The 25,131-nt window shown below is 59.4% G+C and carries 26 protein-coding genes; 9 read left to right on the forward strand and 17 right to left on the reverse strand.

Annotation, left to right across the window (positions count from 1 at the left end; translation table 11 throughout):
* Window positions 1-33: 33 nt before the first annotated feature.
* Entirely contained in the window at window positions 34-1,362 is a 1,329-nt protein-coding gene (locus AC1RL4_RS02030; protein WP_018927905.1) for an alginate export family protein, read from the reverse strand.
* A 305-nt stretch (window positions 1,363-1,667) separates the two neighbouring features.
* Here AC1RL4_RS02030 and AC1RL4_RS02035 point away from each other — a divergent pair, with 305 nt between their 5' ends.
* The 3 genes from AC1RL4_RS02035 (at window position 1,668) to feaR (ending at window position 4,813) form a co-directional block, all read left to right on the forward strand.
* Window positions 1,668-3,167: an APC family permease gene (locus tag AC1RL4_RS02035; protein WP_096480354.1), complete on the forward strand. Its 1,500-nt coding sequence runs from the start codon at window positions 1,668-1,670 to the stop codon at window positions 3,165-3,167.
* Entirely contained in the window at window positions 3,148-3,732 is a 585-nt protein-coding gene (locus AC1RL4_RS02040; RefSeq protein ID WP_096480353.1) for a DUF3156 family protein, read from the forward strand. Before AC1RL4_RS02035 ends, AC1RL4_RS02040 begins: the two co-directional genes overlap by 20 nt.
* Window positions 3,733-3,850: 118 nt before the next feature.
* Entirely contained in the window at window positions 3,851-4,813 is a 963-nt protein-coding gene (gene feaR / locus AC1RL4_RS02045; protein ID WP_018927908.1) for a transcriptional regulator FeaR, read from the forward strand.
* A 59-nt stretch (window positions 4,814-4,872) separates the two neighbouring features.
* On the opposite strand, the gene AC1RL4_RS02050 is transcribed toward feaR, so the two are convergent.
* The 6 genes from AC1RL4_RS02050 to AC1RL4_RS02075 all read right to left on the reverse strand — a co-directional run bounded on the left by AC1RL4_RS02050 (window position 4,873) and on the right by AC1RL4_RS02075 (window position 9,791).
* Window positions 4,873-5,655 carry an SDR family oxidoreductase gene (locus tag AC1RL4_RS02050; RefSeq protein ID WP_028940817.1) on the reverse strand — a complete coding sequence of 261 codons (783 nt, stop codon included), beginning with the start codon at window positions 5,653-5,655 and terminating at the stop codon, window positions 4,873-4,875.
* On the reverse strand, window positions 5,648-6,448 hold the full coding sequence (locus AC1RL4_RS02055) for an SDR family NAD(P)-dependent oxidoreductase (protein WP_096480352.1): 801 nt from the start codon (window positions 6,446-6,448) through the stop codon (window positions 5,648-5,650). The genes AC1RL4_RS02050 and AC1RL4_RS02055 overlap by 8 nt, the downstream gene beginning before the upstream one ends.
* Window positions 6,441-7,262 (reverse strand): molybdenum cofactor biosynthesis F family protein, encoded by an 822-nt coding sequence (locus AC1RL4_RS02060; RefSeq protein WP_028940816.1) that lies wholly within the window; start codon window positions 7,260-7,262, stop codon window positions 6,441-6,443. The genes AC1RL4_RS02055 and AC1RL4_RS02060 overlap by 8 nt, the downstream gene beginning before the upstream one ends.
* Window positions 7,263-7,355: 93 nt before the next feature.
* Window positions 7,356-8,021, reverse strand: a complete 666-nt coding sequence (locus tag AC1RL4_RS02065; RefSeq protein WP_018927912.1) for a helix-turn-helix transcriptional regulator — start codon at window positions 8,019-8,021, stop codon at window positions 7,356-7,358.
* A 52-nt stretch (window positions 8,022-8,073) separates the two neighbouring features.
* Window positions 8,074-8,439 (reverse strand): cupin domain-containing protein, encoded by a 366-nt coding sequence (locus AC1RL4_RS02070; protein WP_018927913.1) that lies wholly within the window; start codon window positions 8,437-8,439, stop codon window positions 8,074-8,076.
* Between the two features lie 53 nt (window positions 8,440-8,492).
* A complete protein-coding gene (locus tag AC1RL4_RS02075) occupies window positions 8,493-9,791 on the reverse strand; it encodes an NAD(P)/FAD-dependent oxidoreductase (RefSeq protein ID WP_018927914.1) in 1,299 nt (432 codons plus the stop codon).
* Between the two features lie 232 nt (window positions 9,792-10,023).
* On the opposite strand from AC1RL4_RS02075, the gene hpaR (AC1RL4_RS02080) reads away from it, so the two are divergent.
* Window positions 10,024-10,446: a homoprotocatechuate degradation operon regulator HpaR gene (gene hpaR / locus AC1RL4_RS02080; RefSeq protein WP_064621252.1), complete on the forward strand. Its 423-nt coding sequence runs from the start codon at window positions 10,024-10,026 to the stop codon at window positions 10,444-10,446.
* Window positions 10,447-10,509: 63 nt separating this feature from the next.
* Here the strand turns inward: hpaR (AC1RL4_RS02080) and AC1RL4_RS02085 are convergent, their stop codons facing one another.
* The 9 genes from AC1RL4_RS02085 to AC1RL4_RS02125 form a co-directional block, all read right to left on the reverse strand.
* Complete coding sequence (locus tag AC1RL4_RS02085) at window positions 10,510-11,964, reverse strand: NAD-dependent succinate-semialdehyde dehydrogenase (RefSeq protein ID WP_096480351.1); 1,455 nt, start codon at window positions 11,962-11,964, stop codon at window positions 10,510-10,512.
* A 16-nt stretch (window positions 11,965-11,980) separates the two neighbouring features.
* Window positions 11,981-12,781: a 4-hydroxy-2-oxoheptanedioate aldolase gene (hpaI, locus tag AC1RL4_RS02090; RefSeq protein WP_018927917.1), complete on the reverse strand. Its 801-nt coding sequence runs from the start codon at window positions 12,779-12,781 to the stop codon at window positions 11,981-11,983.
* Between the two features lie 18 nt (window positions 12,782-12,799).
* Window positions 12,800-13,603 (reverse strand): 2-oxo-hept-4-ene-1,7-dioate hydratase, encoded by an 804-nt coding sequence (gene hpaH / locus AC1RL4_RS02095; RefSeq protein WP_018927918.1) that lies wholly within the window; start codon window positions 13,601-13,603, stop codon window positions 12,800-12,802.
* Window positions 13,604-13,615: 12 nt separating this feature from the next.
* A complete protein-coding gene (locus AC1RL4_RS02100; RefSeq protein ID WP_018927919.1) occupies window positions 13,616-14,920 on the reverse strand; it encodes an MFS transporter in 1,305 nt (434 codons plus the stop codon).
* 49 nt (window positions 14,921-14,969) lie between these two features.
* The gene (locus tag AC1RL4_RS02105) at window positions 14,970-15,362 is read right to left on the reverse strand and encodes a tautomerase family protein (RefSeq protein ID WP_111454935.1); all 393 of its coding nucleotides are present in this window, start codon (window positions 15,360-15,362) and stop codon (window positions 14,970-14,972) included.
* Window positions 15,363-15,563: 201 nt separating this feature from the next.
* Window positions 15,564-16,421, reverse strand: a complete 858-nt coding sequence (gene hpaD / locus AC1RL4_RS02110; protein ID WP_111454936.1) for a 3,4-dihydroxyphenylacetate 2,3-dioxygenase — start codon at window positions 16,419-16,421, stop codon at window positions 15,564-15,566.
* A gap of 108 nt (window positions 16,422-16,529) precedes the next feature.
* The gene (hpaE, locus tag AC1RL4_RS02115) at window positions 16,530-17,990 is read right to left on the reverse strand and encodes a 5-carboxymethyl-2-hydroxymuconate semialdehyde dehydrogenase (protein WP_028940812.1); all 1,461 of its coding nucleotides are present in this window, start codon (window positions 17,988-17,990) and stop codon (window positions 16,530-16,532) included.
* A 5-nt stretch (window positions 17,991-17,995) separates the two neighbouring features.
* Window positions 17,996-18,766: a fumarylacetoacetate hydrolase family protein gene (locus tag AC1RL4_RS02120; protein WP_018927923.1), complete on the reverse strand. Its 771-nt coding sequence runs from the start codon at window positions 18,764-18,766 to the stop codon at window positions 17,996-17,998.
* A gap of 11 nt (window positions 18,767-18,777) precedes the next feature.
* Window positions 18,778-19,434: a fumarylacetoacetate hydrolase family protein gene (locus AC1RL4_RS02125; protein ID WP_028940811.1), complete on the reverse strand. Its 657-nt coding sequence runs from the start codon at window positions 19,432-19,434 to the stop codon at window positions 18,778-18,780.
* A gap of 190 nt (window positions 19,435-19,624) precedes the next feature.
* On the opposite strand from AC1RL4_RS02125, the gene hpaA reads away from it, so the two are divergent.
* The gene (hpaA, locus tag AC1RL4_RS02130; protein ID WP_018927925.1) at window positions 19,625-20,527 is read left to right on the forward strand and encodes a 4-hydroxyphenylacetate catabolism regulatory protein HpaA; all 903 of its coding nucleotides are present in this window, start codon (window positions 19,625-19,627) and stop codon (window positions 20,525-20,527) included.
* Between the two features lie 115 nt (window positions 20,528-20,642).
* On the opposite strand, the gene AC1RL4_RS02135 is transcribed toward hpaA, so the two are convergent.
* A complete protein-coding gene (locus tag AC1RL4_RS02135) occupies window positions 20,643-21,899 on the reverse strand; it encodes an OprD family porin (protein ID WP_230172205.1) in 1,257 nt (418 codons plus the stop codon).
* 255 nt (window positions 21,900-22,154) lie between these two features.
* Between AC1RL4_RS02135 and hpaR (AC1RL4_RS02140) the strand changes: the two genes are divergently transcribed.
* From hpaR (AC1RL4_RS02140) to pcaG, 4 genes are all read left to right on the forward strand, one after another.
* A complete protein-coding gene (gene hpaR, locus AC1RL4_RS02140; protein WP_026286558.1) occupies window positions 22,155-22,577 on the forward strand; it encodes a homoprotocatechuate degradation operon regulator HpaR in 423 nt (140 codons plus the stop codon).
* A 145-nt stretch (window positions 22,578-22,722) separates the two neighbouring features.
* Entirely contained in the window at window positions 22,723-23,652 is a 930-nt protein-coding gene (gene pcaQ, locus AC1RL4_RS02145) for a pca operon transcription factor PcaQ (protein ID WP_086945685.1), read from the forward strand.
* A 103-nt stretch (window positions 23,653-23,755) separates the two neighbouring features.
* Window positions 23,756-24,475 carry a protocatechuate 3,4-dioxygenase subunit beta gene (pcaH, locus tag AC1RL4_RS02150; protein ID WP_018927930.1) on the forward strand — a complete coding sequence of 240 codons (720 nt, stop codon included), beginning with the start codon at window positions 23,756-23,758 and terminating at the stop codon, window positions 24,473-24,475.
* Between the two features lie 11 nt (window positions 24,476-24,486).
* Window positions 24,487-25,092 (forward strand): protocatechuate 3,4-dioxygenase subunit alpha, encoded by a 606-nt coding sequence (gene pcaG / locus AC1RL4_RS02155; protein WP_018927931.1) that lies wholly within the window; start codon window positions 24,487-24,489, stop codon window positions 25,090-25,092.
* The last annotated feature ends 39 nt before the right edge of the window (window positions 25,093-25,131 follow it).

A 25,131-nucleotide genomic window follows, 5' to 3' on the forward strand; every position in this document is an offset into this window, starting at 1 on the left:
TCAGGAGCTGCGCCAGGCAGCTCCTGACATGGATTAGAAAGGCACGGCCACGGTCAGTTGGCTGTAGACATTAGTGCCGTTGCCACCAACCTGATTACCGCCGTTGCTTTCATCCTTTTCCGGCTTATACAGGCCCACCAACGGGGTGACGATCAGGTGCTCGTTCACCGCCCATTCGGCATACAGGTCCAGTTCACGACCATCGAGGTCCAGCGCATTGTTCTTGTGCAGGGTCTTGTAGTCGAAAAACAGCACGCCAACGGTCACTGGCTCCAGTGGTTTGACTTTGAGCGCCACATGCTGGATCGCGGTGTTGCTGTTGAACGGGCCCGAATAATTACCGGCCACTTCGCCCTGGAACCAGGTGCCGTAGCCACGGTTGACACCGTTGAACATCGAATCCCAATCTTTGGAATAGCGGCTGTAACGGTACGTCAGGTCCGGCGACCATGGCAGGTCGGCAAAGGTGTAGCCGGCTTCGGTGTACCAGGCTTTTTCCGGGCCGGCGTCCTTGTCCTGCCAGGCATATTCGAAGGAAAAGTGAGCGTTCTCTATTCCGGCATTGCCAGCGCCCCGCAGGCTATAGATGTTCATGCCTTCACGTTGCTTCTGGAAGTCGCTGGCATAACGATCATCGACGTCAATGCCGTGAATATACGTCAGCCCGAGGGTACCTGGCGCGGCGGTGTATTCCAGGGTGCTGGCGGCCATCTCGGTCTTGGCCTGGGCGCGGTTGTCCGACTTGATCCACATCAGGCTGCCGTGCACGCCTTCCTTGCCGCCCAGGCGCAGGACGGCCGTTTCGTCGAATGCGTGGCGCGCCGCGAGATAATAGGCACCACCTCGGTTGAACTCACCATCCGCCACACCTTTACCCAGGTTCAGGCCGTCGTCGTTGATGATGAAACCGTCACCGAGAGTAATGACCTGGCGCCCAAACGACACATCCACGCCATCCTTGCCAAGTACCGGGAACAGGTCGCCGGAACGCCAGCCGGCGAAGGCTTCATCAAACTTTGTGGTTCGTTCGGTACCGTCGGTGATGCCCGCGGCATCGCCATCGCCCCAGGTGCCGGAACTGACCAGATTGGCCGTGCCGTAGGCGCTGCCCAGGCCGCCGAGCGTTTGCTCGACACTCAAGCCATACTTGATAAATCCTTCGCGCCAGCTAGACCCGCCTGTGGTGCCGTCATAGTTCTTGCGACTGTTGAACATCCCATAGACCGCGAGGAAGTTGCCCGTGACCTTGGTGTCGTTATCGGCATACAGCTCGTACGCCTGGGCCGACGAGTCGGCGATCAAGAGCGCGATCCCCAAACCAACGGCCTTGGGCAGCGCTCGTGCTTTCAGTGTTTGCTCCATTGTTGTTTTCCCCAGCTTTTGTTGGACAGTTCGATAGGTCGAGTGCGCATTAGGGCGACTGGAGATGGGGGAAGTCTTTCACCTGCGTGCCAGGCATTTGATCCTGTCAGCCACGCGGTGAAGCATGGCAGGGAGCAACAAGACCGGCGGCAGACATGGGCAAGACGATCTGGGTGGCAGAGGAGCACAGTCACTCTGCACACGGCGCCGTTTCGCTCAGGGACTGGCTGGGGAGGGCTTTATCGCCAGCTCCTTGAACGGCTCGATACATCCACTATAAAAATCCGCTTTCGAGGATCTGCACTATGTCGATCAATGACAGACTCACCGAGCATTTGAACCGGGGCACGGTCGGTTTTCCCACTGCGCTCGCCAGTACCATTGGTCTGATCATGGCCAGCCCGGTGATTCTCACCGCGACCATGGGCTTTGGCATCGGCGGCAGCGCCTTCGCGGTGGCCATGCTGATTGCCGTGGTGATGATGTTGGCCCAGGCGACCACCTTCGCTGAAGCGGCATCGATCCTGCCGACTACCGGTTCGGTCTACGACTACATCAATTGCGGCATGGGCCGCTTCTTTGCTATCACTGGCACGTTGTCGGCCTACCTGATCGTGCATGTGTTCGCAGGCACTGCCGAGACCATTCTTTCCGGGGTCATGGCCCTGGTGAACTTCGAGCACCTCAATACCTTGGCAGAATCTGCCGGTGGTTCCTGGTTGCTTGGGGTTGGGTTCGTCGTGGTGTTCGGGATTCTCAATGCCTTCGGCGTCAGCGCCTTCGGCAGGGCAGAGATCATTCTGACCTTCGGCATGTGGACCACGTTGATGGTGTTTGGCGTGATGGGGTTGATCGCGGCGCCAGCGGTGCAACTGGATGGCTGGTTCGGTGTATCCCTTGTGGGTACTGACCTGATCACCATCCTGTCGCTGGTGGGCATGGCCATGTTCATGTTCGTCGGTTGTGAGTTCGTCACCCCTCTGGCGCCGGACTTGCGCCAATCGGCCAAGGTCATGCCCAAGGCGATGATTCTGGGGTTGTTGAGCGTTGCGTCGTGCATGTTCATCTATGGCGCGGCAATGAAGCGTCAAGTGGAGAACGTGTTGCTTGATGCCGCCGGTGGCGTGCATCTGCTCGATACACCGATGGCCATTCCAAAGTTCGCCGAGCAGGTGATGGGCAATATCGGTCCGATGTGGCTGGGGATCGGCTTTCTGTTTGCCGGGGCGGCGACCATCAATACGCTGATGGCGGGTGTGCCGAGGATTCTTTACGGCATGGCAGTCGACGGCGCATTGCCCAAGGTCTTCACCTACTTGCACCCACGCTTCAAGACGCCGCTGCTGTGCATTCTGGTGGCGATGCTGATTCCTTGCCTGCATGCGCTGTATCTGGGCGGTAACACTGACAACATCATGCATCTGGTGTTGGCCGCCGTTTGTGCCTGGAGTTTTGCCTATCTGCTGGTGACGCTGTCGGTGGTAATGCTGCGCATCCGTCGTCCCGATCTGCCACGGGCCTATCGCTCGCCCTTCTTCCCGTTGCCACAGATCCTTTCCAGCGTCGGCATCCTGCTGGGCATGTGGTTTATCACGCCGCCCGGCATGAACCCCGCGGATATCTATGTCCCGTTCGCGGTGATGCTTGGTGGCACCGCGGTGTACGCGCTGTTCTGGACGTTAGTCGTGCAGAAGGTCAATCCATTCAAGCCTGCTTCGGTGGAAGAAGTGCTGGCCAAGGAGTTCTCCAATGAACCGGGGCACCCTCACAACGGGTATATCGACCATGCTGCAAAAACTGTCTGAGCTGTTCAGCGCCAGACGCGCCCCAGCCGGTTATCGACCTGGGGTGACGCTCGAGCACCTGCGGCGCAACCTCGGTCTGGCCAGTTTCGAGCAGACAGAGCCGACAGCGGCCCGGGCTTCGCTGGACGATGGCAGCCTGCAATTGGAGATCGTCGAGCGCACCGAGTCGCAGCTGTTGATGCACCTGGTCATGACCGAGTTCGTGATCCGGGTGCCTGCCTCGACTGAGGGCACGGCGAGCTTCGAACTGCACCATAGCGGGGCTGTTCGACGGACCGGGATCCGCTGTCGGCAGCGTGCTGGAGACGCCGCGCTATTAGCCAGGTTGCAGGCCAGGTTGCAGGAGGACAGTGCGCTGCACCAGGCCTTGATGCCGTTGGACTTCAAACGCTTGCGCATCGATCTGCAAGGGCATCAGTGGTGCGTACGGCTGGAGCATATGGGTGGCAGCGAGGTGGTCAACCGCATGCCGGCCTTTCGTCGCTACATCGCTTTGAGCCGTGATCAACGCACTTGGCTGCTTGACACGTTGACTGGATTGCAGCGCCTGTTGCGCACGTTCTGATTCGCGATTTTGGCATCATTAGTGCTACCCACTTTGGCAGACACGTACTTGTTGCGCGCATATAGATAACATGTTAACTATTGCGCAACAAAAACAAAAAGCCATTGTGGAGAGCCCCATGAGCATCCATCAGTCTGTGCAAGACGGGTTGGAAACCTGGACCCGGGATCTGCGAGCAGCCTGTGGTCATTTCGACACAGAATTGGCCTACAACCGTTCGCTGTTCATTGGTGAGGTTTCCGAGTGTTCCCGGGGCGGTCTGTCCTTGGCGAACTTGCGTACCAACGCAGGGCTTATCAAGCGCGACAAGCCCAACGCCGATCACGACAACGAACAGGATTGTTTCCTGGTCAGCCAGCGCAGCGGTTACTGCCAGATCACCCAGTACGGACAGAGCATCCAGTTGGCTCCCGGGGACCTGCTGCTGATGGACTCGGCAGGTTCCATTGAAATAAGCCCATTCGGGCTGATCGAGCATGTCTCGGTCTCCTTGTCCCGCAACGAAGTGTGCAAACAGCTTGGCAGCCAGTCCCGGACGTTCGGCAAGATTTCCTCGAGCAAGGCCTGTGGGCGGATGCTGCATGTGCTGGTGGATCAGCTGTGCAAGGACGCGTGGGTGGGCGAGGGCGCAGTCGGTGAGGGTGAGGCGTTGCAATCGGCTTTTGTATCGTTGCTGGGTTCGGCATTCGATCAGGATCAGGTGTCGGGGGATGACGTTACTTCGTTGCAGGGCAACAACCTGCGCAGTTATGTGCAGAAAGTCATCGACGAGTCCCTGACCCAGCCGGGCTTGAGTCCCGTCGGGCTGGCCAATCGATTGAACATTTCAGTGCGGCATTTGTATCGGTTGTTTGAAGAGCAGGACGATAGCGTCTGTCGCTACATTCAACGGGCGCGGCTCAAGCGCAGCGCCGATGACCTGACCAATCCGTTCTTGCGTAGCGAATCGATCACCTCCATCGCTTACAAGTGGGGCTTCACCGACTCGGCGCATTTCAGCCGCTCGTTCAAGAAGCAGTTCGAGTTGTCACCCAAGGATTTTCGTTCCAGTCATTTGCAACAGGCGGTGGGGGCGGCTTGACTCTCTGGATGAAAAAGGGGGCTTTTCAAAGCCCCCTTTCAGCATGAAAAAACGCTATATCAAACCTCTGGCAAGGTCGAGCCGCCATCGACCACCAGCGTCTGTCCGGTGATGTAAGTTGCCAGATCCGATGCTAGAAACAGCATGGCTCCGGCAATATCCGCCGCCTTGCCAAGCCGTCCCAGGGGCACTCGACTGGCGATATTTTCGTTCAGTTGGTCGTCCCCCAGATTGCCCATGGCTGGCGTCGCGATCATGCCCGGCTCGACGCCATTGACCCGCACGTTGTGTCCGGCCAGTTCCAGTGCCGCGTTGCGGATGAAACCGTTGACCCCGGCTTTTGACGCCGCGTAATGGCTCAGCCCCGGGTAGGCTACTCGTGGGCCGGTGACCGATGAAGTCACCAGCACGCAACCCTGACCCTGACGGCGGAACATCGGCAAGGCCGCCTGGGTCAGCCAGAACAGCGCCGAGAGGTTGACCGCCAGAGTTCGGTCGAGAATGGAAGGGGTAATCTCGGCGAACGGTGTCAGCGGAAAATACCCGGCGTTGTGCACGAGAACGTCCAGTTGCCCCAAACGCTGTTCAAGCGCCTGAATCAGTTCGAACACCGCCCTGGATTCGGCCAGGTCGACGCACACGGCTTCAACCTGACACGATTGCGCGGACAATTCGACAGCCAGCGACTGGGCCAGCGGCAGTTGAAGGTCGGCGATTACCACATGAGCACCTCGCACGGCGAAAGCTTCGACGATCGCCCGCCCAATGCCTTGTGCTCCGCCGGTTACCAGGACGGTTTTTCCGCTGAAATCAAGATCTTTGAAAGCGCAGCCTTCAGACATGAGTTTGCTCCATGTGGGTGTAGGCCAGGGTCGGCACATCGACGATGCTCGAGCCGCCGTCGGCCACCACGGTTGCGCCCGTGATAATCGACGCCTCGCTAGAGGCCAGGAAGCGGCAAACCCTGGCAATTTCCTCGGCGCTGGCCGGTCGTCGCAACGGCACGTCGGCGCAGACCCGGTCATAGGCTTGCTGCAGCGTTTCGTCATAAAAGTCCATCAGCGGCTGCATCTCCTGATCGGCCATGGGCGTGCGCACCCAGCCGGGGCAGACGGCGTTCACTCGTACACCGCGCGGGCCGTAATCTCTGGCCAGCGAACGATTGAGGCCGAGCAGCGCATGCTTGGCGGTGGTGTAGCCGCAGACTTCGGGGCCCGCCGCCAGTGAGGCAATGGACCCGATCAGCACGATGTTGCCGGTACTTTCCAGCAGCAGAGGCAGGCAGGCCCGGGCACTGTAGAAGGCACTGTCCAGGTTGCTGCGCAACGCCGCTTCCCAGGTCTGCGGGCTGGTGTCGGTGGCGCTGCCCAGGCCAAGGCCGCCGGCACAGGCCAGTAGTACATCAAGGCGCCCGTAGCGCTGACGAATCTGCGCCACGAATCCTTCCCAGGTGTCCGGGCAGGCGGCATCGCCGACCAAAGCCAGCCCGCCGGTTTCCCGGGCAATTTGCTCCAGGGGCTCGCGGCGGCGGCCGATCAACACCAGATTGACGCCTTCGGCTGCGTACAGCCGGGCACAGGCAGCACCGATGCCCGTCCCGGCACCGGTGATTGCAACGGTACGTGGCTCAGGCATTGGGATACTCCGTCCGGTTGAGAACCTGGCAGTAAGAGCTGATCGGAAAGTTTGACAGTTCATCGAAGGACGACCCGGCATAACCGAAGATCTTGCCGTCGCTGCGGTGCTGTTGCAGGTCGATCAGCACCAGGCCGAGGGTCGGGATGATCTTCTCGCGCCAGACGAACAGGTACAGCTGATCGGCGATCTTGTAGTAGTGGCAGCGGTCGGTGTCGCACAGGCCTTGCTCGACGCCCTTGAGGCACTGCCAGGAATAGAACTGATCGTTGAGGTAGATGTGTTCGTAGACTTCACTTGGGCTGTAGCGATACAGGTTGCGCAGGCCGGTCAGTTCGCTGGTCGGTGCGTGAGGGCATTGGCCTTCCTGCCACGGACGATCAAGGCTGCCATGCAAAAACTCGACTTCGACCGAGGTCAGGTGCTTGCCCGCCAGCGCACGGCTGTAGAGGCCTTCACGGGTTTGATCCTGGGTCGGCATGCGGCCGATCACGGCGGTGAATGCAGCGCTAACGGTGTCGAGCACCAGGCTGATCGACCAGGCTTGACCACCTTCGTGCTTGATGAAGTCCACCAGGTACAGACCTGGACGCACTGAGGTGGCTCGATAGTTTGCAGTGCCTGTGGAGTGCCCATCGGCAGCGGTCCAGGATAGGGCTTCGGTGTCGAAACGATGTTCGATCTGCCAGCCATTGGCGAAGTTCAGCGTGAAGGCCTTGCCGTTCAGGTCGGCCAGGTTCGGCAGGATGAAGGCTTCGGGGGCGAAGCCGTCGGCCAGGGCGCCAACGGTGATCCAGTCGGATGATGTTGTCATTGCAATGCTCCAGTTGAGTGAAATAACAATCTGGAGCATGCGGTTCGCAAACAAGCTCGCCTATCAACCGGATGGTTGAGCCGGGCTAAAAAATCAGAGCTGGAGAAACAGGGTTCCGACCAGCTCGGTGCGGCTGCTGACGCCGGTCTTGCGAAACAGGTTGATCAGGTGGGTCTTGATGGTCGGCAGACCGACTTTCAGTTCCAGGGCCAGTTGCTTGTTGCTGGCGCCCTGGCGCAGTAACAACGCGATCTGCCGCTCCTTGGGCGTCAGGCCGGTCAGCGGATCTTCGCAGGGCTGTATGTTCGCGACGGCGAGTTGCAGCAGGGACTGCAAGGCATTGAGCTGGGCCAGTTGGTCGGTGGTGAAGGCGCCTTGTTCGGCGGTGCGTAACATCGAGATCGCGGCCTGAGGCTGGCCGGCGCGATGGGCGAGGATTTCCACCACATCGACAATGCCATAGCGCTGCAGAAAGTCCCGATAGCGCCGACTGTCCCGTGTCGGCTGTCGGGCCATGGCAAAACCCAGAGGCACCACGGCTCGCCCGCTGGACAGGCAATTTCGCGGTTGCAAAGGGTCGAACCGACGGTAGTTGTCCAGATAGTCGCGATGCATCTCATCGCTCATGCAATGCAGCCGGAAGTCACGGGCTTGCAGTTGCCGGTCGACACAGTAGAACGCCGCCTGACTGGCAGGTACAAGTTGAGTGAAAGCTTGCAGGCAATGGCCGGCGATTTCCTGGGTGGGGAGGGCATTCATGTTCGGTACCTCGCCAAGGGGCTACCGGCTGTTCGCCGGCAACCCGAATCGGTCAAGCGACAGCGAAGTAGTGTTTGACGAAACTTTCGCTGACCACTTCCCACAGCACGGGAGTGCCTTTGGTCACGAACCAGCTGTCGCCGGCCTTGTAGCGAGCACTCTGGCCGGTGGATTCGTTGGTCAGGACCACTTCGCCGGTAACCACCGTAGCTTGTTCGGCGAACGGATAGACCATGCGGAACTTGCCCTGGGTGGTGCCGAAATAGGCACTGCTGACCGGGTCGGTCGGTGCGCCGAAAGTCATTTTGCCGAAGGCTTTGACTTCGCCTTCGAGGATTTCCGAGCCGAGGTCGGCAACGGAGCCCCAGGCGTCCAGTTCGGACAGCTGGATGTCTTTCTTGAGGGTGGTAAGGGTCATGGCAGTTGCTCCTGATGAGTAAAAAAACAGAAAAGGGAAGAGCGCCTTGGCAGTTACCGACGCCCGTTCCAATAACCTGACAGCTGGTGCCAGGACTTGCCGGCGGTCAGCAACAGTGGGCGAAACGCATCTTTGCCAAGGATGGTAGGGCGGTGGATCGAGCTGACCAGGTCATAGCGCGCCGAGCCTTCACTCATGCCTTCGGCCAGCACCTTGCAGATGATGTGGCTGGGGGTGACGCCGAAGCCCGAATAGCCCTGAACGAAGAAGGCGTTGCTGCGACCGGGCAGGGTGCCGATCTGCGGGAACAGATTCGGGCTGCAGGCCATCGGACCGCCCCAGGCCAGATCGATTTTCACGTCCTTGAGGTACGGGAAAATCTTCAGCATCAGGTTGCGGTTCCAGGCTTTCAGGTCCAGGGGAATGTGCTCGACCAGCGGTGTGGCCGCACCGAACAACAGACGGTTTTCGTTGGTGACGCGGTAGTAGTCGATCACCGGACGAATGTCGCTGTAGGCGCCGCGAATCGGGCTGATGCGGTTGATCAACTCGTCCGACAGTGGCTCGGTCATCATCTGGAAAGCGTAAGTGTTTATGGTCGAGCGGTGCAGCTCAGGTTCCAGCTTGTTGAGGAAACTGTCGCAGGCCCACAGAAGCTTGCTGGCCTTTACTGAACCACGGCCGGTGCGCACGGTGATGCGCTCGCCATAGCTGACTTCCAGCGCTGGACTGTTCTCGAAAATCCGCACGCCGTGCCCAACCAGTGCCTTGGCTTCACCGAGTAGCAGGTTCAACGAATGGACGTGACCGCCGCCCATGTGCAGCAATGCGCTGCTGTAGGCATCGGAGCCGATGATTTGCTTGACGTCCGAACCACCGAGAAAGCGAATCTCGTGTTTGCTGTTGATCGATTTGAAGTCTTTTTCCCAGGCGCGCAGGGTCTTTTCCTGGCGAGCATTGAAGCCCATGTAGCCGTAGCCGTGGCAGAAGTCGGCATCGATGTTGTACTTGGCGATGCGGTCCTTGATGATGTCCGCGCCCAGGTCGCTGATCTCGAAGACCTGGCGCAGACCGTCCTCACCCACGTCCTTCTTGATCTTCTCCAGGTCGTGACCGATGCCGGCCATGATCTGCCCTCCATTGCGCCCGGTGCCACCGAAACCCAGGTAACGCGCCTCCAGCACAACGATGTTGGTGATGCCTTTTTCGGCGAGCTCAAGCGCGGTATTGATGCCGGAGAAACCACCGCCAATGACCACAACGTCGGCTTCCACATCCTGTTCCAGGGTCGGGAAGCTGAGATTGTATTTTTTGGTGGCCGTGTAATAGGTGGGCGTTTCGATATTGATCATGGCGCAGCCTGAAAAAGTGAAGAAAAACTCAACGCAGGGCCTTTGATTAGCTCTGTACCGGATGACTCCTATTAAGAGCCTTGGCTCGGTGGATGTCTTGATTCTCTATGCCGGGATTTTTGATTCAGCGCGCCAGAAGGCCTTTGCGATAAGAAGTTATGGCGCGTTCGGGAGGACAGGATGATAGAGTTTCGTTAAATTATTAACTAAATCAACCGTGATCCTGACTCCGATGCTCAAACCCCGGCAATCCCTGACCTTGACCCTGCTGCAAGCACGTGAAGCAGCCATGAGTTTTTTTCGTCCCTCGCTCAACCAGCACGGGTTGACTGAACAACAGTGGCGGGTTATCCGCATTCTCAGTCAGCACGGCGAGCTGGAAATCTACCGGCTGGCGGAACTGGCGTGCATCCTCAAACCGAGCATGACCGGTGTGCTGGTGCGCATGGAGGCGGCCGGCATGGTCCATCGGCGCAAGGCCGAGCAGGACCAGCGACGGGTGCTGGTGACCCTGGCCGAAAAGGGCGAGGCGTGCTTTGAGTCCATGAGCCAGTGCATGGAAGAGAACTACCAACGGTTGCAGGCACAGTTGGGAGAGGAGAAGTTGCAGACGTTGCTCGGGCTGCTCAACGAGTTGAAGACCATCAAGCGCTGACAATATCGGAGCGATTTCGCGAGCGAGCTTGCTCGCGAAATCGAATGACGCGTTGTACAGAGATTATTTGATGCTCAGGCACATGTACTTCTGCTCGATGTAATCATCGATCCCATACTTGGAACCTTCGCGGCCCAACCCTGACTGCTTTATCCCGCCGAACGGCGCCACTTCGGTGGAGATCAGTCCTTCGTTGACTCCGACCATGCCGTACTCCAGCGCCTCGCTGACGCGCCAGGCCCGGCCCAGGTCGCGGGTGTAGACATAGGACGCCAGACCGAACTCGGTATCGTTGGCCATGGCGATTGCCTCGGCTTCGGTGTCGAAACGGAACAGCGGTGCCAGCGGGCCGAAGGTCTCATCCCGGGCCACCAGCATGACCGGGGTGACGTCGCCGAGCACCGTGGGCTCGAAGAAGTTGCCGCCCAGTGCGTGGGGTTTGCCGCCGGCCAGCAGCGTCGCGCCCTGGGCCAGTGCGTCGTTGATGTGTTCCTCGACCTTGGCCACCGCCTTGGCGTTGATCAGCGGCCCTTGTTGCGCGCCTTCGGTTTCTGCCCGGGCGACCTTGAGGGTGTTGACCGCCAGCACCAGGCGGCGGGCGAACTCGTCATAGACACTGTTTTGTACCAGCAAGCGGTTGGTACAGACACAGGTCTGGCCGCTGTTGCGGAATTTCGAGCCGATCGCACCTTCCACGGCGGCATCCAGGTCGGCGTCTTCGAAGATGATAAACGGCGCGTTACCGCCCAGTTCCAGGCTGACTTTCTTGATGGTTTGCGCACACTGGGCCATCAGCAATTTGCCGATGCCGGTGGAGCCGGTGAACGAGAGTTTTTGCACTGCCGGGTTACCCGTCAGCTCTGCACCGATTTCCCGGGAGCGGGTGCCGGTGACGACGTTCAGCACACCCGCCGGAATGCCGGCGCGTTCGCCGAGTTCAGCCAGGGCCAAAGCCGACAATGGGGTTTCTGAAGCCGGTTTAAGCACCACGGTGCAACCGGCGGCCAACGCCGGACCGACCTTGCGGGTGATCATCGCATTGGGAAAATTCCACGGTGTGATGGCCGCCACCACCCCGATGGCTTGTTTGATCACCACCAGCCGCCGACCTTGCTTGTCATGAGGAATCACATCGCCGTAGACCCGCTTGGCCTCTTCGGCGAACCACTCGATAAAGCTCGCGCCATAGGCAACTTCGCCACGACTCTCGGCCAGCGGTTTGCCTTGTTCCCAACTGAGCAGGCGAGCCAAATCTTCCTGATGGGCCATGATCAGCTCGAACCATGTGCGCAATACCTTGCTGCGATCCTTGGCGGTTTTGCCGCGCCAAGCGGGCAGGGCAGCTTGGGCCGCGGCGATGGCGCGGGCGGTTTCGGCTTGGCCGAGGGAGCTGATTTGGGCGATGACTTCGCCATCCGCCGGGTTGGTCACCGCGAAGCGTGAACCGTCATCGGCGTCGACCCATTGGCCATTGATGTAAGCCTGCTCGCGCAGCAGTTTCAAATCGTTAAGTTTCATCGGGCTTCTCGAAAAATCAGTACACGCCGCCGGAGCTGGTGGGCACCGGAGCATCTTTGAATTTGCCGGCGAGGGTTTGCAGGCCACGCATCAGCACGGTGGTGTCGACACCCACGGCAACGAATGCCGCGCCCAACTCGATATAGCGCCGGGCGAGTGTCTCGTCGGCGCTGAGAATGCCTGCGGCCTTGCCGGCCTTCTGAATCCGCACGATGGCGTCCTCGATGGCCGCCTGCACCTCGGGATGCCCCGGATTGCCGCGATGGCCCATGGACGCGCTCAAATCCGCCGGGCCGATAAACACCCCGTCCACGCCCTCGACCGCCGCAATGGCATCCAGGTTGACCAGGCCTTCGCGGTTTTCGATCTGTACCAGCAGGCACATTTGTTCATCCGCTTTGTCGAGGTAACCGGGAATGCTGTTCCAGCGTGACGCACGGGCCAGCGCACTGCCGACACCGCGTATGCCCTGGGGCGGATAGTGAATCGCACGCACCAGTTCCCGTGCCTGTTCGGCACTTTCAACCATCGGCACCAGCAGGGTCTGGGCGCCGATATCCAACACCTGCTTAATCAGTGCGATATCGCCGATCACCGGGCGTATCACCGGATGACTGGGGTAGGGCGCCACTGCCTGAAGCTGGCCGAGCAACCCGCGAAGATCATTGGGTGCATGTTCGCCGTCGATCAGCAGCCAATCGAAACCGGCATTGGCTGCCAGCTCGGCACAGTAGGCGTCGGCCAGACCGAGCCAGAGGCCTATCTGAGCTTCGCCGCTTTTGAGGCGTTGCTTGAAACGGTTGATGGGCATGTCCATGGAACAGTCCTCCAGGGATCAAACAAAGCGGCAGGAGATGGAACCCAGCATGTCGTAATCGACATGGAAGGTATCACCGGGGTTGGCCGCCACCGGGCGGGTGAAGGAGCCGCCGAGAATGATTTGGCCCGCTTCCAGGGTGACGTCGTAGGCGGCCAGTTTGTTCGCCAGCCAGGCCACGCCTTTGGCCGGATGATTGAGCACGGCGGCCGACACCCCGGACTCCTCGATCACGCCGTTGCGGTAGAGCACCGCAGGCACCTTGCGCAGGTCGATCTCGGTCGGCCGCACGGCACGACCGCCCATGACCACGCCAGCGTTGGCGGCGTTGTCGGAAATGGTGTCGAACACCTTGCGTGTCGCCTTGGTCTGCGGGTCGATTTGCTGAATTCGCGCATCGATGATTTCCAGCGCCGGGATCACCCATTCAGTGGCGTCGAGCACGTCGAAGATCGTGCAGTTCGGACCTTTGAGCGGCTTGCCAAGGATGAACGCCAGCTCCACTTCCACCCGCGGCACGATGAAGCGCTCGAACGGAATGTCCGTGCCCTCGTCGAAGAACATGTCATCGAGCAAGGCACCAAAGTCCGGCTCGGTGATGTTCGAGGACACTTGCATGGCCCGCGAGGTCAGACCGATCTTGTGCCCGACCAGTTTGCGCCCGTCCTTGATTTTCTGGGCGACCCAGGCGCGCTGGATGGCATACGCGTCTTCGATGGTGATAGCCGGGTGATCGAGGGAAAATTGCCGGACCTGCTCCCTGGAGCGTTCAGCCCGATCCAGTTGTGCGGCGGCGTGAAGGATTTGCTGTTGATCGAGCATGACGAAGATCTCTTATTGTGGATTGACGATGGCCGCATTGGTGCGCAGCACCAGGAAGCCGCCGAGAGCGATTAACAGCGCCAGGACATACAGGGCCAGGCTGGCGCTCTGAGTGGTGTCGCGCATCCAGCCGATCAGGTAAGGCGCGAGGAACGAGGCGATGCTGCCGAACGAGCTGATCAGGGCAATGCCGGCGGCTTGTGTGCAGTTGGAGAGAAAGGCCGGAGGCAGTTGCCAGAACATCGGCAACGCGGCGCTGGCACCCATGCCAGCGACGGTCAAGCCGCCCATCACCAACAGCGGGTTGCCCGGCGCCAGGCCCGCCACTGCGATACCGGCGGCGGCCATCAGTAGCGGCACACACAGGTGCCAGCGGCGTTCGCGGTTACGGTCCGACGAGCGTCCGCAGCCGATCATGAAGAAACAACCGGCCAGATAGGGCACTGCACTGAGCAGGCCTACCTTGCCGTCGCTGCCAATTCCCGCGCCGTGGATCAGTGTTGGCATCCAGAAGGCCAGGGTGTTGACCGCCAGCATCACCGCAAAATAGATCGCCACCAGCAGCCAGACCTGCGGGTCGCGCACAATCCCACCGAAGGAGGTGATGGATTTACGCTGTTCTTCGCTGCTCAGTTGCGCGCGCAGTTGCTGTTTCTGCGCCGGGTTCAGCCACTTCACGACTTCGAAGTTATCCGGCAAACACTTGAGCACCACCAGGCCCAGCAAGACCACCGGCGCTCCTTCGATCAGGAACATCCACTGCCAGCCGCGCAGTCCACCGAAGTCATGGAGGTTTTCCAGAATCGCCCCGGACAGCGGTCCGCCGATGACTCCGGCCATCGGCACGGCAATGGCAAACAGCGCGGTGACTTGAGCCCGGCGCCGGGCCGGGTACCAGCGATTGAGGAACACCAGGATCCCGGGAAAGAAGCCAGCTTCGGCTACGCCCAGCAGAAAGCGCAGGACATAGAAACCGCTGGAGCTTTCGACCCACAACATGCTGGCAGAAAGTACGCCCCAGACCACCATCAGGCTGGCGATCCAACGCCGTGGTCCGACCCGGTCAAGGGCCATGTTGCTCGGTACCCCGAACAGCGCGTAGGCAATGAAGAACAGTCCGGCTCCGAAGCCGTAGACGGTGTCGCTGAAGTGCAGGTCGGTACTCATCTGCATCTTGGCGAAGCCGATGTTGATCCGGTCCAGATGGGCGAACAGGTAACAGATCAACAGCAATGGCATCAGGCGCCAGGTAACGGTGCTGTGGGTTCGATCGTGCTCGGCAAGGGTGATGCTGTCAGCGGTATTGGCTGTGCTCATGATGTTGTACTTTTTGTTTGAGTGGCCGTTGGCGGAAGGAGGGCGTGAATCAGCCCGCCTGGTTCTTCAAGAAGGCATGCACGTTGTTCTGCTTGAAATTCAGTTCGGGGTGCAGCTCGATCATCTCGAACGACAGCGCCAGCAAGCGTTGCGACTGCAGCTCGGCGAAGTGCTCGGTGATTACGTTGAACAGTGTTTGTGCGACTGTCTGCCGGGTCGGCAGATCTCGTCCGTGACCGACCTTGAGGGTCATATGGACGAAGGCGTAATCGTGCTTGCCATCCGCCATGCGCCAGGTGTCCAGGCGCACGCCACGACTGCGGATGCCGCCCAGGGGGAACACGCCGCTGTCTCCCAGGACGGCGTGGACCTTTTCGAATAGCGCGGGCAAGTCCGCCTGCTGTTCGATGTTGTCGGTGTATTCGGCGATGAAATGCGGCATGTGAGTCTCCCGTAACGTTGATGTTTCGCATCGCGTAGCAGCTGTCGAGCGGAGCGAGGCAGCGTCCGGCTGCGAAGCAGTCGTAACCCCATACACCTCTGTGTTTCAGGTAAATCGAGAGCACCGGTTTTACGAGGACTACGTCCTCGGACGCCGCCTCGCTCCGCTCGACAGCTGCTACGCCAGTTCCTGTCTGGTACCTCAGAGAGGGAAAATGGCGTTGATCTGGCCGGTGCCGGAACTGCCGAACGGCGGGGTGATGATCTCGGCTGGCTTGTTGTATTCAGGCCCGCCCAGCAGTCCAAGGAGCATCGCGGTGTCGTGCATCTTGCCTTCGCCGAAGCAATGCTCGGCGTAGTCCGGGAGCATTGCGCAGAACTCCTTGAAGCGACCTTGCTTCCACATCTCTACCACGTGCAGGTCCATCTGCTTGTCGAATTCACGGGTCCAGTTGTGAATGTTGGCTTCGGCTTCACGGTCGTCGGAGAAACGGTGGGACAGCGAGCCGGAGGCCAGTACCAGCACCTTGCGGTCGCTCTTCTCGATGGCCCGGCGCACGGCGGCGCCGAAGGCGAAGCTGTCTTCCAGGCGATGCCAGGCGCACCAGGCGGCGATGGAGATCACGTCAAACTTCTGCTCGTCCGGGACGCCCATGTGCATGTAGCGCATAGGTACCAGAGTGCCGTATTCCAACTCCAGGCTCGGGATGTTATGGGCCATGGTGCGCACTCCGGCCTGATTGGCCTCGGTGGCGATCAGCTCGCCCAACGCTGGGCAACCCGGGTACTCGTACTCCATGTTCTTGATGAAGTGCGGCAGTTCGTTGCTGGTGTAGATGCCCTTGAAATGCTCGCCGCAGTTGACGTGATAGCCGCTGTTGACCAACCAGTGCACGTCGAACACCACGGCGGTGTCGGCACCGAGCTCGCGGGCGCGACGGCCGATTTCCTTGTGTCCGGCAATTGCCGCCTCGCGACAACCGTGATGCTTGCCGGGCAGTTCCGACAGGTACATCGAGGGTACATGGCAGATTTTCGCGGCCAGGACGACTTCGCCCATGATGATTCTCCTGAAATTGTTGTTATTCGATTCAATCTGGTGGCCAGTGAAGGCTGCGATGAGCCGATGCGCGGCCCATCGCTGCCTTCAGCAGCGACCATCGGCTGTTCAGAGACCCCAACGCGGGATGTGATGACTGCCCATGGAAATGCAGATGTTCTTGATTTCGGCGAACACCTCAAAGCTGTACTGGCCGCCTTCGCGTCCGGTACCGGAACCTTTCACACCACCGAACGGCTGACGCAAGTCCCGCACGTTCTGACTGTTGATGAACACCATGCCGGCTTCGATGCCGTAGGCCAGGCGATGGGCCTTGCCGATGTCCTGGGTCCAGATGTAAGACGCCAGGCCATACTCGGTATCGTTGGCCAGTTGCAGGGCCTCGGCTTCGTCCTTGAACGGAATCAGGCACACCACCGGACCGAAGATCTCTTCCTGGGCGATACGCATCTTGTTGTTCACGTCGGCGAACACCGTCGGCTGAATGAACTGGCCTTTACTCAGGTGCGCCGGCAAGTTGGCCGGACGTTCCAGACCACCGGCGAGGAGGGTGGCGCCTTCCTCGATGCCGATCTTGATGTAGCCAGTGACCTTGTCGTAGTGGGCCTGAGTGATCATCGAGCCGACCTGAGTCTTCGGGTCCTGTGGATCGCCGACGATCAAGCGTTTGGCGCGGGCAGCAAACTCGGCGACGAACTGAGGGTAAACGCTTTCCTGAATGAAGATCCGGCTACCAGCGGTGCAGCGTTCGCCGTTCAGCGAGAAGATGGTGAACAGTGCGGCGTCGAGGGCGCGCTCCAGGTCCGCATCTTCAAAGATCAGCACCGGTGACTTGCCGCCGAGTTCCATGGAGTATTTTTTGAGGCCGGCGGTCTGCATGATTTTCTTGCCGGTGGCGGTACCTCCGGTGAACGAAATTGCGCGCACATCCGGGTGCCGAACCAGCGCGTCACCGGCGGTGGCGCCGTAACCCTGGATGACGTTGAGCACGCCATTGGGAATGCCGGCCTCAACAGCCAGACGACCGAGTTCGTTGGCCGTCAGTGGGGACAGCTCGGACATCTTCAGCACCGCAGTATTGCCCAGTGCCAGGCACGGCGCGGTTTTCCAGGTGGCAGTCATGAACGGCACGTTCCACGGTGACACCAGACCGCAAACACCCACCGGCTGATACAGGGTGTAGTTGAGCATCTGGTCGTCGACGGGGTAAGAGTGACCGTCCATGCGGGTGCAGACTTCGGCGAAGAAATCGAAGTTGTGCGAAGCGCGGGGGATCAACACATTTTTGGTCTGATGGATCGGCAGGCCCGTGTCCAGCGTTTCCAAATCGGCCAGACGCGGGACATTCTGCTCGATCAGCTCACCGAGCTTGCGCATCAGTCGGGCACGTTCCTTGGCTGGCGTATTAGCCCACTTGGGGAAGGCTTCCTTGGCCGCGGCTACGGCCTGAGCGACTTCTTCGGCGCCGCCGCTGGCGACTTCACCGATGGCTTCGCCGGTGGCCGGGTTGTAGTTGACGAAAACGTCTTTGCTTTCGACCTCACGGCCGTTGATCCAGTGTTTGATCATGCTGCTCAAGCCTCTTTACGGGCGGAGAAAAATTCCGCTTCGCTAACAATTCGATTAACCAGGCGACCCACGCCTTCCACTTCCACAATCACTTCATCGCCGGGAACCACATCGGCCAGACCTTCCGGCGTGCCCGTAGCGATCATGTCGCCGGGCTGCAAGGTCATGAAGCTGGACAGGTATTCGATCAGGTAAGGGATGTCGAAAATCATGTCGGAGGTCGAGCCTTCCTGACGTAACTCACCGTTGATCCAGGTGCGCAGTTTCAGGTTGCTCGGGTCCGGCACGTCGGCGACGTCGACGATCCACGGACCGACCGGCGTCGTGGCATCGCGGTTCTTCACCCGCAGGTTGGGCCGGTAGTAATTTTCCAGGTAGTCACGGATCGCGTAGTCGTTGCACACCGTGTAGCCGGCCAGGTACTGGAGGGCGTCTTCACGCTTGACGTTACGCGCGGGCTTGCCGATGACGGCGACCAGTTCGCACTCGTAGTGCATATAGGCGACGTTGTCCGGGCGCCATGTAGCCTGGTTATGGCCGGTGTAGGTGCCCGGGGACTTGATGAACGCCAGGGGCTCGGTGGGCGGCTTGAAGGCCAACTCGGCGGCGTGGTCGGCGTAGTTCAGGCCCAGGGCGAACATGCTGCCGGTGGCCGGTGGCAGCCATTGCACTTGTTCTTCGGCCAGCAGGCGGCCGTCGGCCAGGCGCACGGCGTTGTGCTCTTCGACATGGACGAGGTGGACTTCACCTTCAAAGCGGATACGGGCGTGTTTCATGGAAGCTCCTGTTACTCGGCCACGATGTGGTTGACGAGGCGGCCCAGGCCGCTGATTTCGACTTCGACGGTGTCACCGGGCTGGACATCGACACGGCCTTCAGGGGTGCCTGTGATCAGCACATCGCCTTCGTGGAGGGTCATGAATTCGCTGATTTCGGCGATCAACTGGGGAATGCTGCGGACAAAGTTGGCCGTGGAGTTTTCCTGGCGCAGTTCACCGTTGACGAACAGTTTCAGACTCAACTGATGCGGATCGGCGAGCTGGTCACGGCCCACCAATTCCGGGCCCAGCGAGCAGAAGCCGTCACGACACTTGGCTTTCACCGCCGGGCGGTAGTAGCTGTCTTCCGGCAGGCTGAACTCATTGACGATGGTGTAGCCGGCCACATGTTCCAGCGCATTCTCGATGCTGACCCGGCTGGCGCTCTTACCGATCACCACACCCAGTGCAGGCCCCGGTTGCAGGCGTTCACCTTGCGGATGAATCACCGCGCGGTCATGGCCATTGCGGGTGTTGGGCGTCTTGATGAACAGCACCGGTTTAACCGGCGGTTTCTGGTAAGGCGCTTGCCCGAATTCGGCGATACGTTGGTTCAGCAACCCTTGATAGTTCAGCGCAACGCCGAACAGGGTGCCGTTCGCAACATCATGCAGGGCACGGCTCATGCTTTTTCTCCTGGCAATGGCGGAGCAGTGACTGCTTCGCGAAATATTCGTTAACCTGTTAACGTTATAATTAATATGTTAACAATCGTCAAGCGTGGCAAAATGCGCTGGCAGTGGTTAACCGCCGCAAACCGGCGCAGGATGAAAGTCCTTGCACTGCCAACACGCAAACAAGAAAGAGAACCGAGCGATGATCGATCGTCAGCCGATCCCCAATATCAACATCGGTCAGGTCTACGACCAGCGTTACAGCGATGCCGAAGTGCACTACGACAAACTCGGCAATCTGGCTGAGTTCTTCGGCCGCAATATGCCCGTGCACCGACACGACCGGTTCTTCCAGGTGCATTACGTGAAGAGCGGTGCGGTGCGGGTCTATCTGGATGACCAGCAATACCTCGAGTCGGGACCGATGTTTTTCCTCACGCCACCGACGGTGGCCCATTCCTTCGTCACCGAAGCGGACGCCGACGGGCATGTGTTGACGGTGCGCCAGCAACTGGTCTGGCAGTTGATCGATGCCGATCCGAGTCTGGCGCCGGGCTCGCAGTTGCCAGCGGCTTGCGTGGCATTGGCGGGGCTGGCACCACAGTTCCAGCCCGAGGTCAGGAGACTGGAGTTTCTGTTCGAGGAACTGTGCAACGAGATCAACGGCGACAAGCCAGGGCGGGGGGCGGCCTTGGAGAGCCTGACGCGATTGATCGTGATCAGCCTGCTCAGGCTGTGCGCCAATTCCCTGGAAGCCCGCCCGGCACGCCATGAAGACTTGCGGATCTTCCACCGCTTCAACGAATTGATCGAAGACCATTACCTGCAGCACTGGCCGCTGTCGCGCTATGCCGATGGCATTGGTGTTACCGAGGCACGGCTCAATGATGTCTGCCGGCGCATTGCCGACCTGCCGTCCAAACGTTTGATCCTTGAACGGCTGATGCAGGAGGCCAAGCGTCTGTTGTTGTTCACTGGCAGTTCGGCCAATGAAATCTGCTACCAGCTGGGCTTCAAGGACCCGGCCTATTTCAGTCGGTTTTTCCAGCGTTATGCGCTGGTGACTCCTGGGGAGTACCGCCTGCGGCAGTCGGGTTTGCGCTGAGGTAGCCATGTTTGCTTCTCGATAGGCGTCGAGTGTCTGTCGAGCAATAATGGTCGCAGCCGGTGCCCTGAAAAATGGCTTTTACAGGGAACCGATTGCACTTTTCATGGGCGGCTCACCACAAGGCCAGGCTGTAGCCGATGATGATCCGGTTTTCGTCTATATCGCTGGTCAGGCCGTTGCTTGAGCGAAGAGTGGCGTTGCGTAGCCGCACATTGACGTTCTTCAGCGGACCACTCTGCACCGTGTAAACCAGGTCGGTGTCACGCTCCCATTCCCGACCGTTACGCACGGTGGAGGTTTGCACATGAGAGCCGTCGACATAGCGAGTCATGAAGGTCAGCCCAGGCAGGCCCAGGGCCGCGAAGTTGTAGTCGTAACGCGCCTGCCAGGCGTCGGTCTCGGCCTTGGTGAAGACGTTGATGGTCACCAGGTTTACTGAATATGGGTCCAGGCCCGGAAAGGCGAAGTCGCCGTCTCCGGAGAGATTCTGGTACCCCAGGCCGAATTTATGGGCACCCATCGACAGGCTTACCATGCCGTTGAAAAAACGGTTGTCGATCTTGCCGCCATCGACCCTGGATGGACTGCGCAATTCATGGTTGCCTTGTTCGCGAGTATCGAAATAGCGCAAATCGCTGCGCAGATTCACACCTTCTGCCAAGGGCAATTCATGCACCAGACCGATGAAGTGCTGGCTGTAGATGTCCTGCATCCGGGCGTAATAATAGGTCGCTGCCAGGTGTGGATTGATCGCGTAGGTGCCACCGGCCAGATCGAGATGGCTGCTTTGCACACCGGCGTAACTCATCTCGTCATTGCTGGAGGAGTCTCGTAGGTTCTGCTTTTCCAGGCGGCCCAGATTCAGGGTCAGGCCGTCGACTTCCTGGGAGGTGACCAGCTCACCGCTGTAGGTTGAGGGCAGCAGTCGGGTGTCGTTATAGGCGGCCACGGGCAGTTGCGGCTGTAGGGTGCCGAGTTTGAGCACGGTCTTCGATGTTCGCAGCTTGGCGGTCAGGCCCAATTCGCTGTAGCTGTCCTCTGGTTGCTGGCTGGCGCCAAAGGGCAGCAAGCCGGTGCCTCGACGATCGCGACTGGAGTCAAGTTTCACCCCGAGTTCGCCCAAGGCATCGACCCCGAAACCGACCATGCCGTCGGTGTAGCCCGACTCCAGGCGTAATACAAAACCCTGAGCCCACTCTTCGGCCTTGTTCTGTGGTGCGTTGCTCTGACGAAAGTCTCGGTTCATGTAGAAATTGCGCAGGTCCAAACTGGCTTTACTGTCCTGGACAAAATCAGCGTGAGCGCTAAACGGGCAAAACGCGGCGCACAGGGCAACGCTTGCCGCCGTGCGAAGGAGGCACGAATGCATGAGGGGGGTCCTTTTGTTGTTTTTGTAGGTATCACCCCCTATTCGGTAAGGGGTGTCATATAGTTAACATCTTATCTATTATTTGCGTAGCGTTTTTTTCAGTTTTTTCAGGAGAAATAGGGGGTGGTGGCGATTATTTTTTATCTGAGATCATTGATTTGTTTATAAGTTAATGATGTGCTGCAGAGGGGATGTTGCATGCACTCTGTGCCGACTCTAAGCTTTGACGCTTCGACCTCTTTTTCCGCGTGAACCATGCCGACCCCCAGACCGTCCCTTACGCTCACCTTGTTGCAGGCCCGCGAAGCAGCCATGGCATTTTTCCGGCCGTTGCTCAACGAACATGATCTGACTGAACAGCAATGGCGGGTGATCCGTATCTTGCGTCAGCACGGCGAACTGGAAAGCCATCAACTGGCTAATCTGGCATGCATCCTCAAACCGAGCATGACCGGCGTGCTGTCCCGGCTGGAGCGCGACGGTATCGTCCGGCGCAGGAAGTCGTCCGAAGATCAGCGCCGGGTATTCATCGCCCTGACCGAGCAGGGGCAGCAGTGTTTCGTCGACATGAGTGCGGGGATGGAAAGCAACTACTTGAAGATTCAGGAGCAGTTCGGCGCGGAGTCGCTTGAGCAGTTGCTGGAACTGCTCAATAAATTGAAGAACATCAAGCCCTGATTGACGCAATGTCCTGTATTTGACATCCCCTCCGAGCAAGTCAAAAAAGTCCATTGCCACCATCCGATCACCAGGAAATTGAGCGCACGCTAAGATTGCCTGCAAACGTTTCGATACCAATGAGGCAACCTCACGGGGCTCCGTAGTGAACATCGACACCCGCATCAAATTCCGTCACCTCGTGTGCTTTCTCGAAATGGCTCGTCAGGGCAGTCTGGCGCGGGCGGCGGATGTGTTGGCGGTGAGTCAGCCAGCGATGTCGAAGACGCTCAAGGAGCTGGAGGAGCTGCTGGCGGCAAGTCTGTTTATACGCAGTAAAAGTGGTGTGAACCTGACCGAAGCCGGGGTTGCCTTTTTGCGTTATGCCGGGCCTTCGGTGCAGGCGCTGCGCGATGGGGTGAACACCTTGCGCGGTGGCGAATATGCGGCAGGCACGGTTCGACTCGGCGTGTTGTCGACAGTGGAAAGTTTGCTGGTGCCTGAGGTTGTACGGCGCTTGCACGAGCGCCATTCGGCGCTGGTGGTGAGTGTGGTGACCGGGCCAAGCGCCTATTTGTTGTCGCAGTTGCGGGTGGGCGATGTGGACCTGGTGGTCGGCCGTATGACCGATAGCCCGGAGATTCAGGGGCTGACCTTCGAGCATCTGTACAGTGAATCCATGACGTTGGTGGTGCGTCCCGGTCATCCCTTGCTGGCCGAGCCACTGGAGCGTAGCGCCCTGGAAGATTTCCCGCTGGTGCTGCCGCTGGCAGGGACGACGATTCGCAAATATGCCGACAGCCTGTTCGTGCAATGCGGCATCAGCCAGTCGCGGCAGCGTCTGGAAACCTTGTCCGTGACCCTGAGCCGTCGTTATGTGTTGTCCAGCGAGGCGATCTGGATCGCGCCTCTGGATGCCGTGCGCCTGGATCTGGCAAGCGGCGAACTGCTTGAGATCAACCTGGGGCAGCGCGAACCGGGTGGTTCGGTGGGGATTTCCAGTAACGCCAGCTTGCCGTTGTCACTGGCGGCCCAGTGGTGCGTCGAGGTGCTGCGCGAGGTAGGGCAGGCGTATCGCGAAGGGTCTTATCCATAACCATTTGGTTATGTATTGAGGGTGGCTTTTCAATATTCCCCAGCCTTCTGTTGTTTGAAACTGCGCAGGTAGTGCTCCATAAATCAAACAACAGGAGATCGACATGTCTGATGCAGACAGCAGTCGTTTCGTTATTCGTGACCGTAATTGGCACCCCAAAGCCCTGACCCCTGATTACAAAACCTCTGTCGCCCGTTCTCCACGCCAAGCCTTGGTGAGCATCCCCCAGTCGGCCAGCGAAACCAGCGGCCCGGATTTCTCTCACCTGAAGATGGGGCGGTTCGATAACGACCTGCTACTCAACTTCAATAATGGTGGGCTGCCGGTGGGCGAGAGGATCATCGTTTCCGGCCGGGTCTGTGATCAATATGGCAAGCCCATCCCGCATACCCTGGTGGAGATGTGGCAGGCCAACGCCGGTGGTCGCTACCGGCACAAGAATGATCGCTACCTGGCACCACTGGACCCGAATTTCGGTGGTGTCGGCCGGGCTCTGACCGACCGTGACGGCTACTACAGCTTCCGCACCGTGAAACCCGGTCCGTATCCTTGGCGCAACGGTCCGAATGACTGGCGCCCGGCGCACATCCATTTCTCCATCAGCGGGCCATCGATCGCCACGCGCCTGATCACCCAGCTGTATTTCGAAGGCGATCCACTGATCCCGATGTGCCCGATCGTCAAGTCGATCGCCAATCCAGAGGCGGTACAGAGCCTGATCGCCCGGCTCGACATGGGTAATGCCAATCCGATGGATTGCCTGGCCTATCGTTTCGATATCGTGCTGCGCGGCCAGCGCAAGACCCACTTCGAAAACTGCTGAGGAGTCCGTCCATGCCTATCGAACTGCTACCCGAAACCCCTTCGCAAACGGCCGGCCCCTATGTGCATATCGGTCTGGCCCTAGAGGCTGCCGGCAACCCGACACGGCCGGAAGAAATCTGGAATCAGATGGCCAAGCCGGGTGCCGAGGGCGAACAGATTCTGCTGATCGGTCATGTCTATGACGGCAACGGTCACCTGGTGCGAGACTCGTTTCTGGAGTTTTGGCAGGCCAATCATGAAGGTGTCTACGACCCGGTCTTCGACTCGGAAAAAACCTTCAACAGCTTCGGCCGAACCGCCACCACCTTCGATGCGGGGGAGTGGACACTCAATACCATCAAGCCGGGCGTGGTGAACAATGCCGCCGGGGTGCCGATGGCGCCGCACATCAATGTGTCGCTGTTTGCCCGCGGGATCAATATTCACCTGCAAACCCGGCTGTACTTTGCCGATGAGCCACAAGCCAACGCGACGTGCCCGGTGCTTAATCTGATCGAGCAACCGCAGCGTCGCGAAACGCTGATAGCGCAGCGTTGCGAGGTGGATGGCAAGGCGGCTTATCGTTTCGACATACGTATTCAGGGGGAGGGTGAAACGGTGTTCTTCGATTTTTAAAACCCGCTTCGCGCCGAGCCAGCGAGTTCAACGGGCCAA

Source organism: Pseudomonas sp. GW822-FHT07A10 (genome assembly GCF_058798795.1).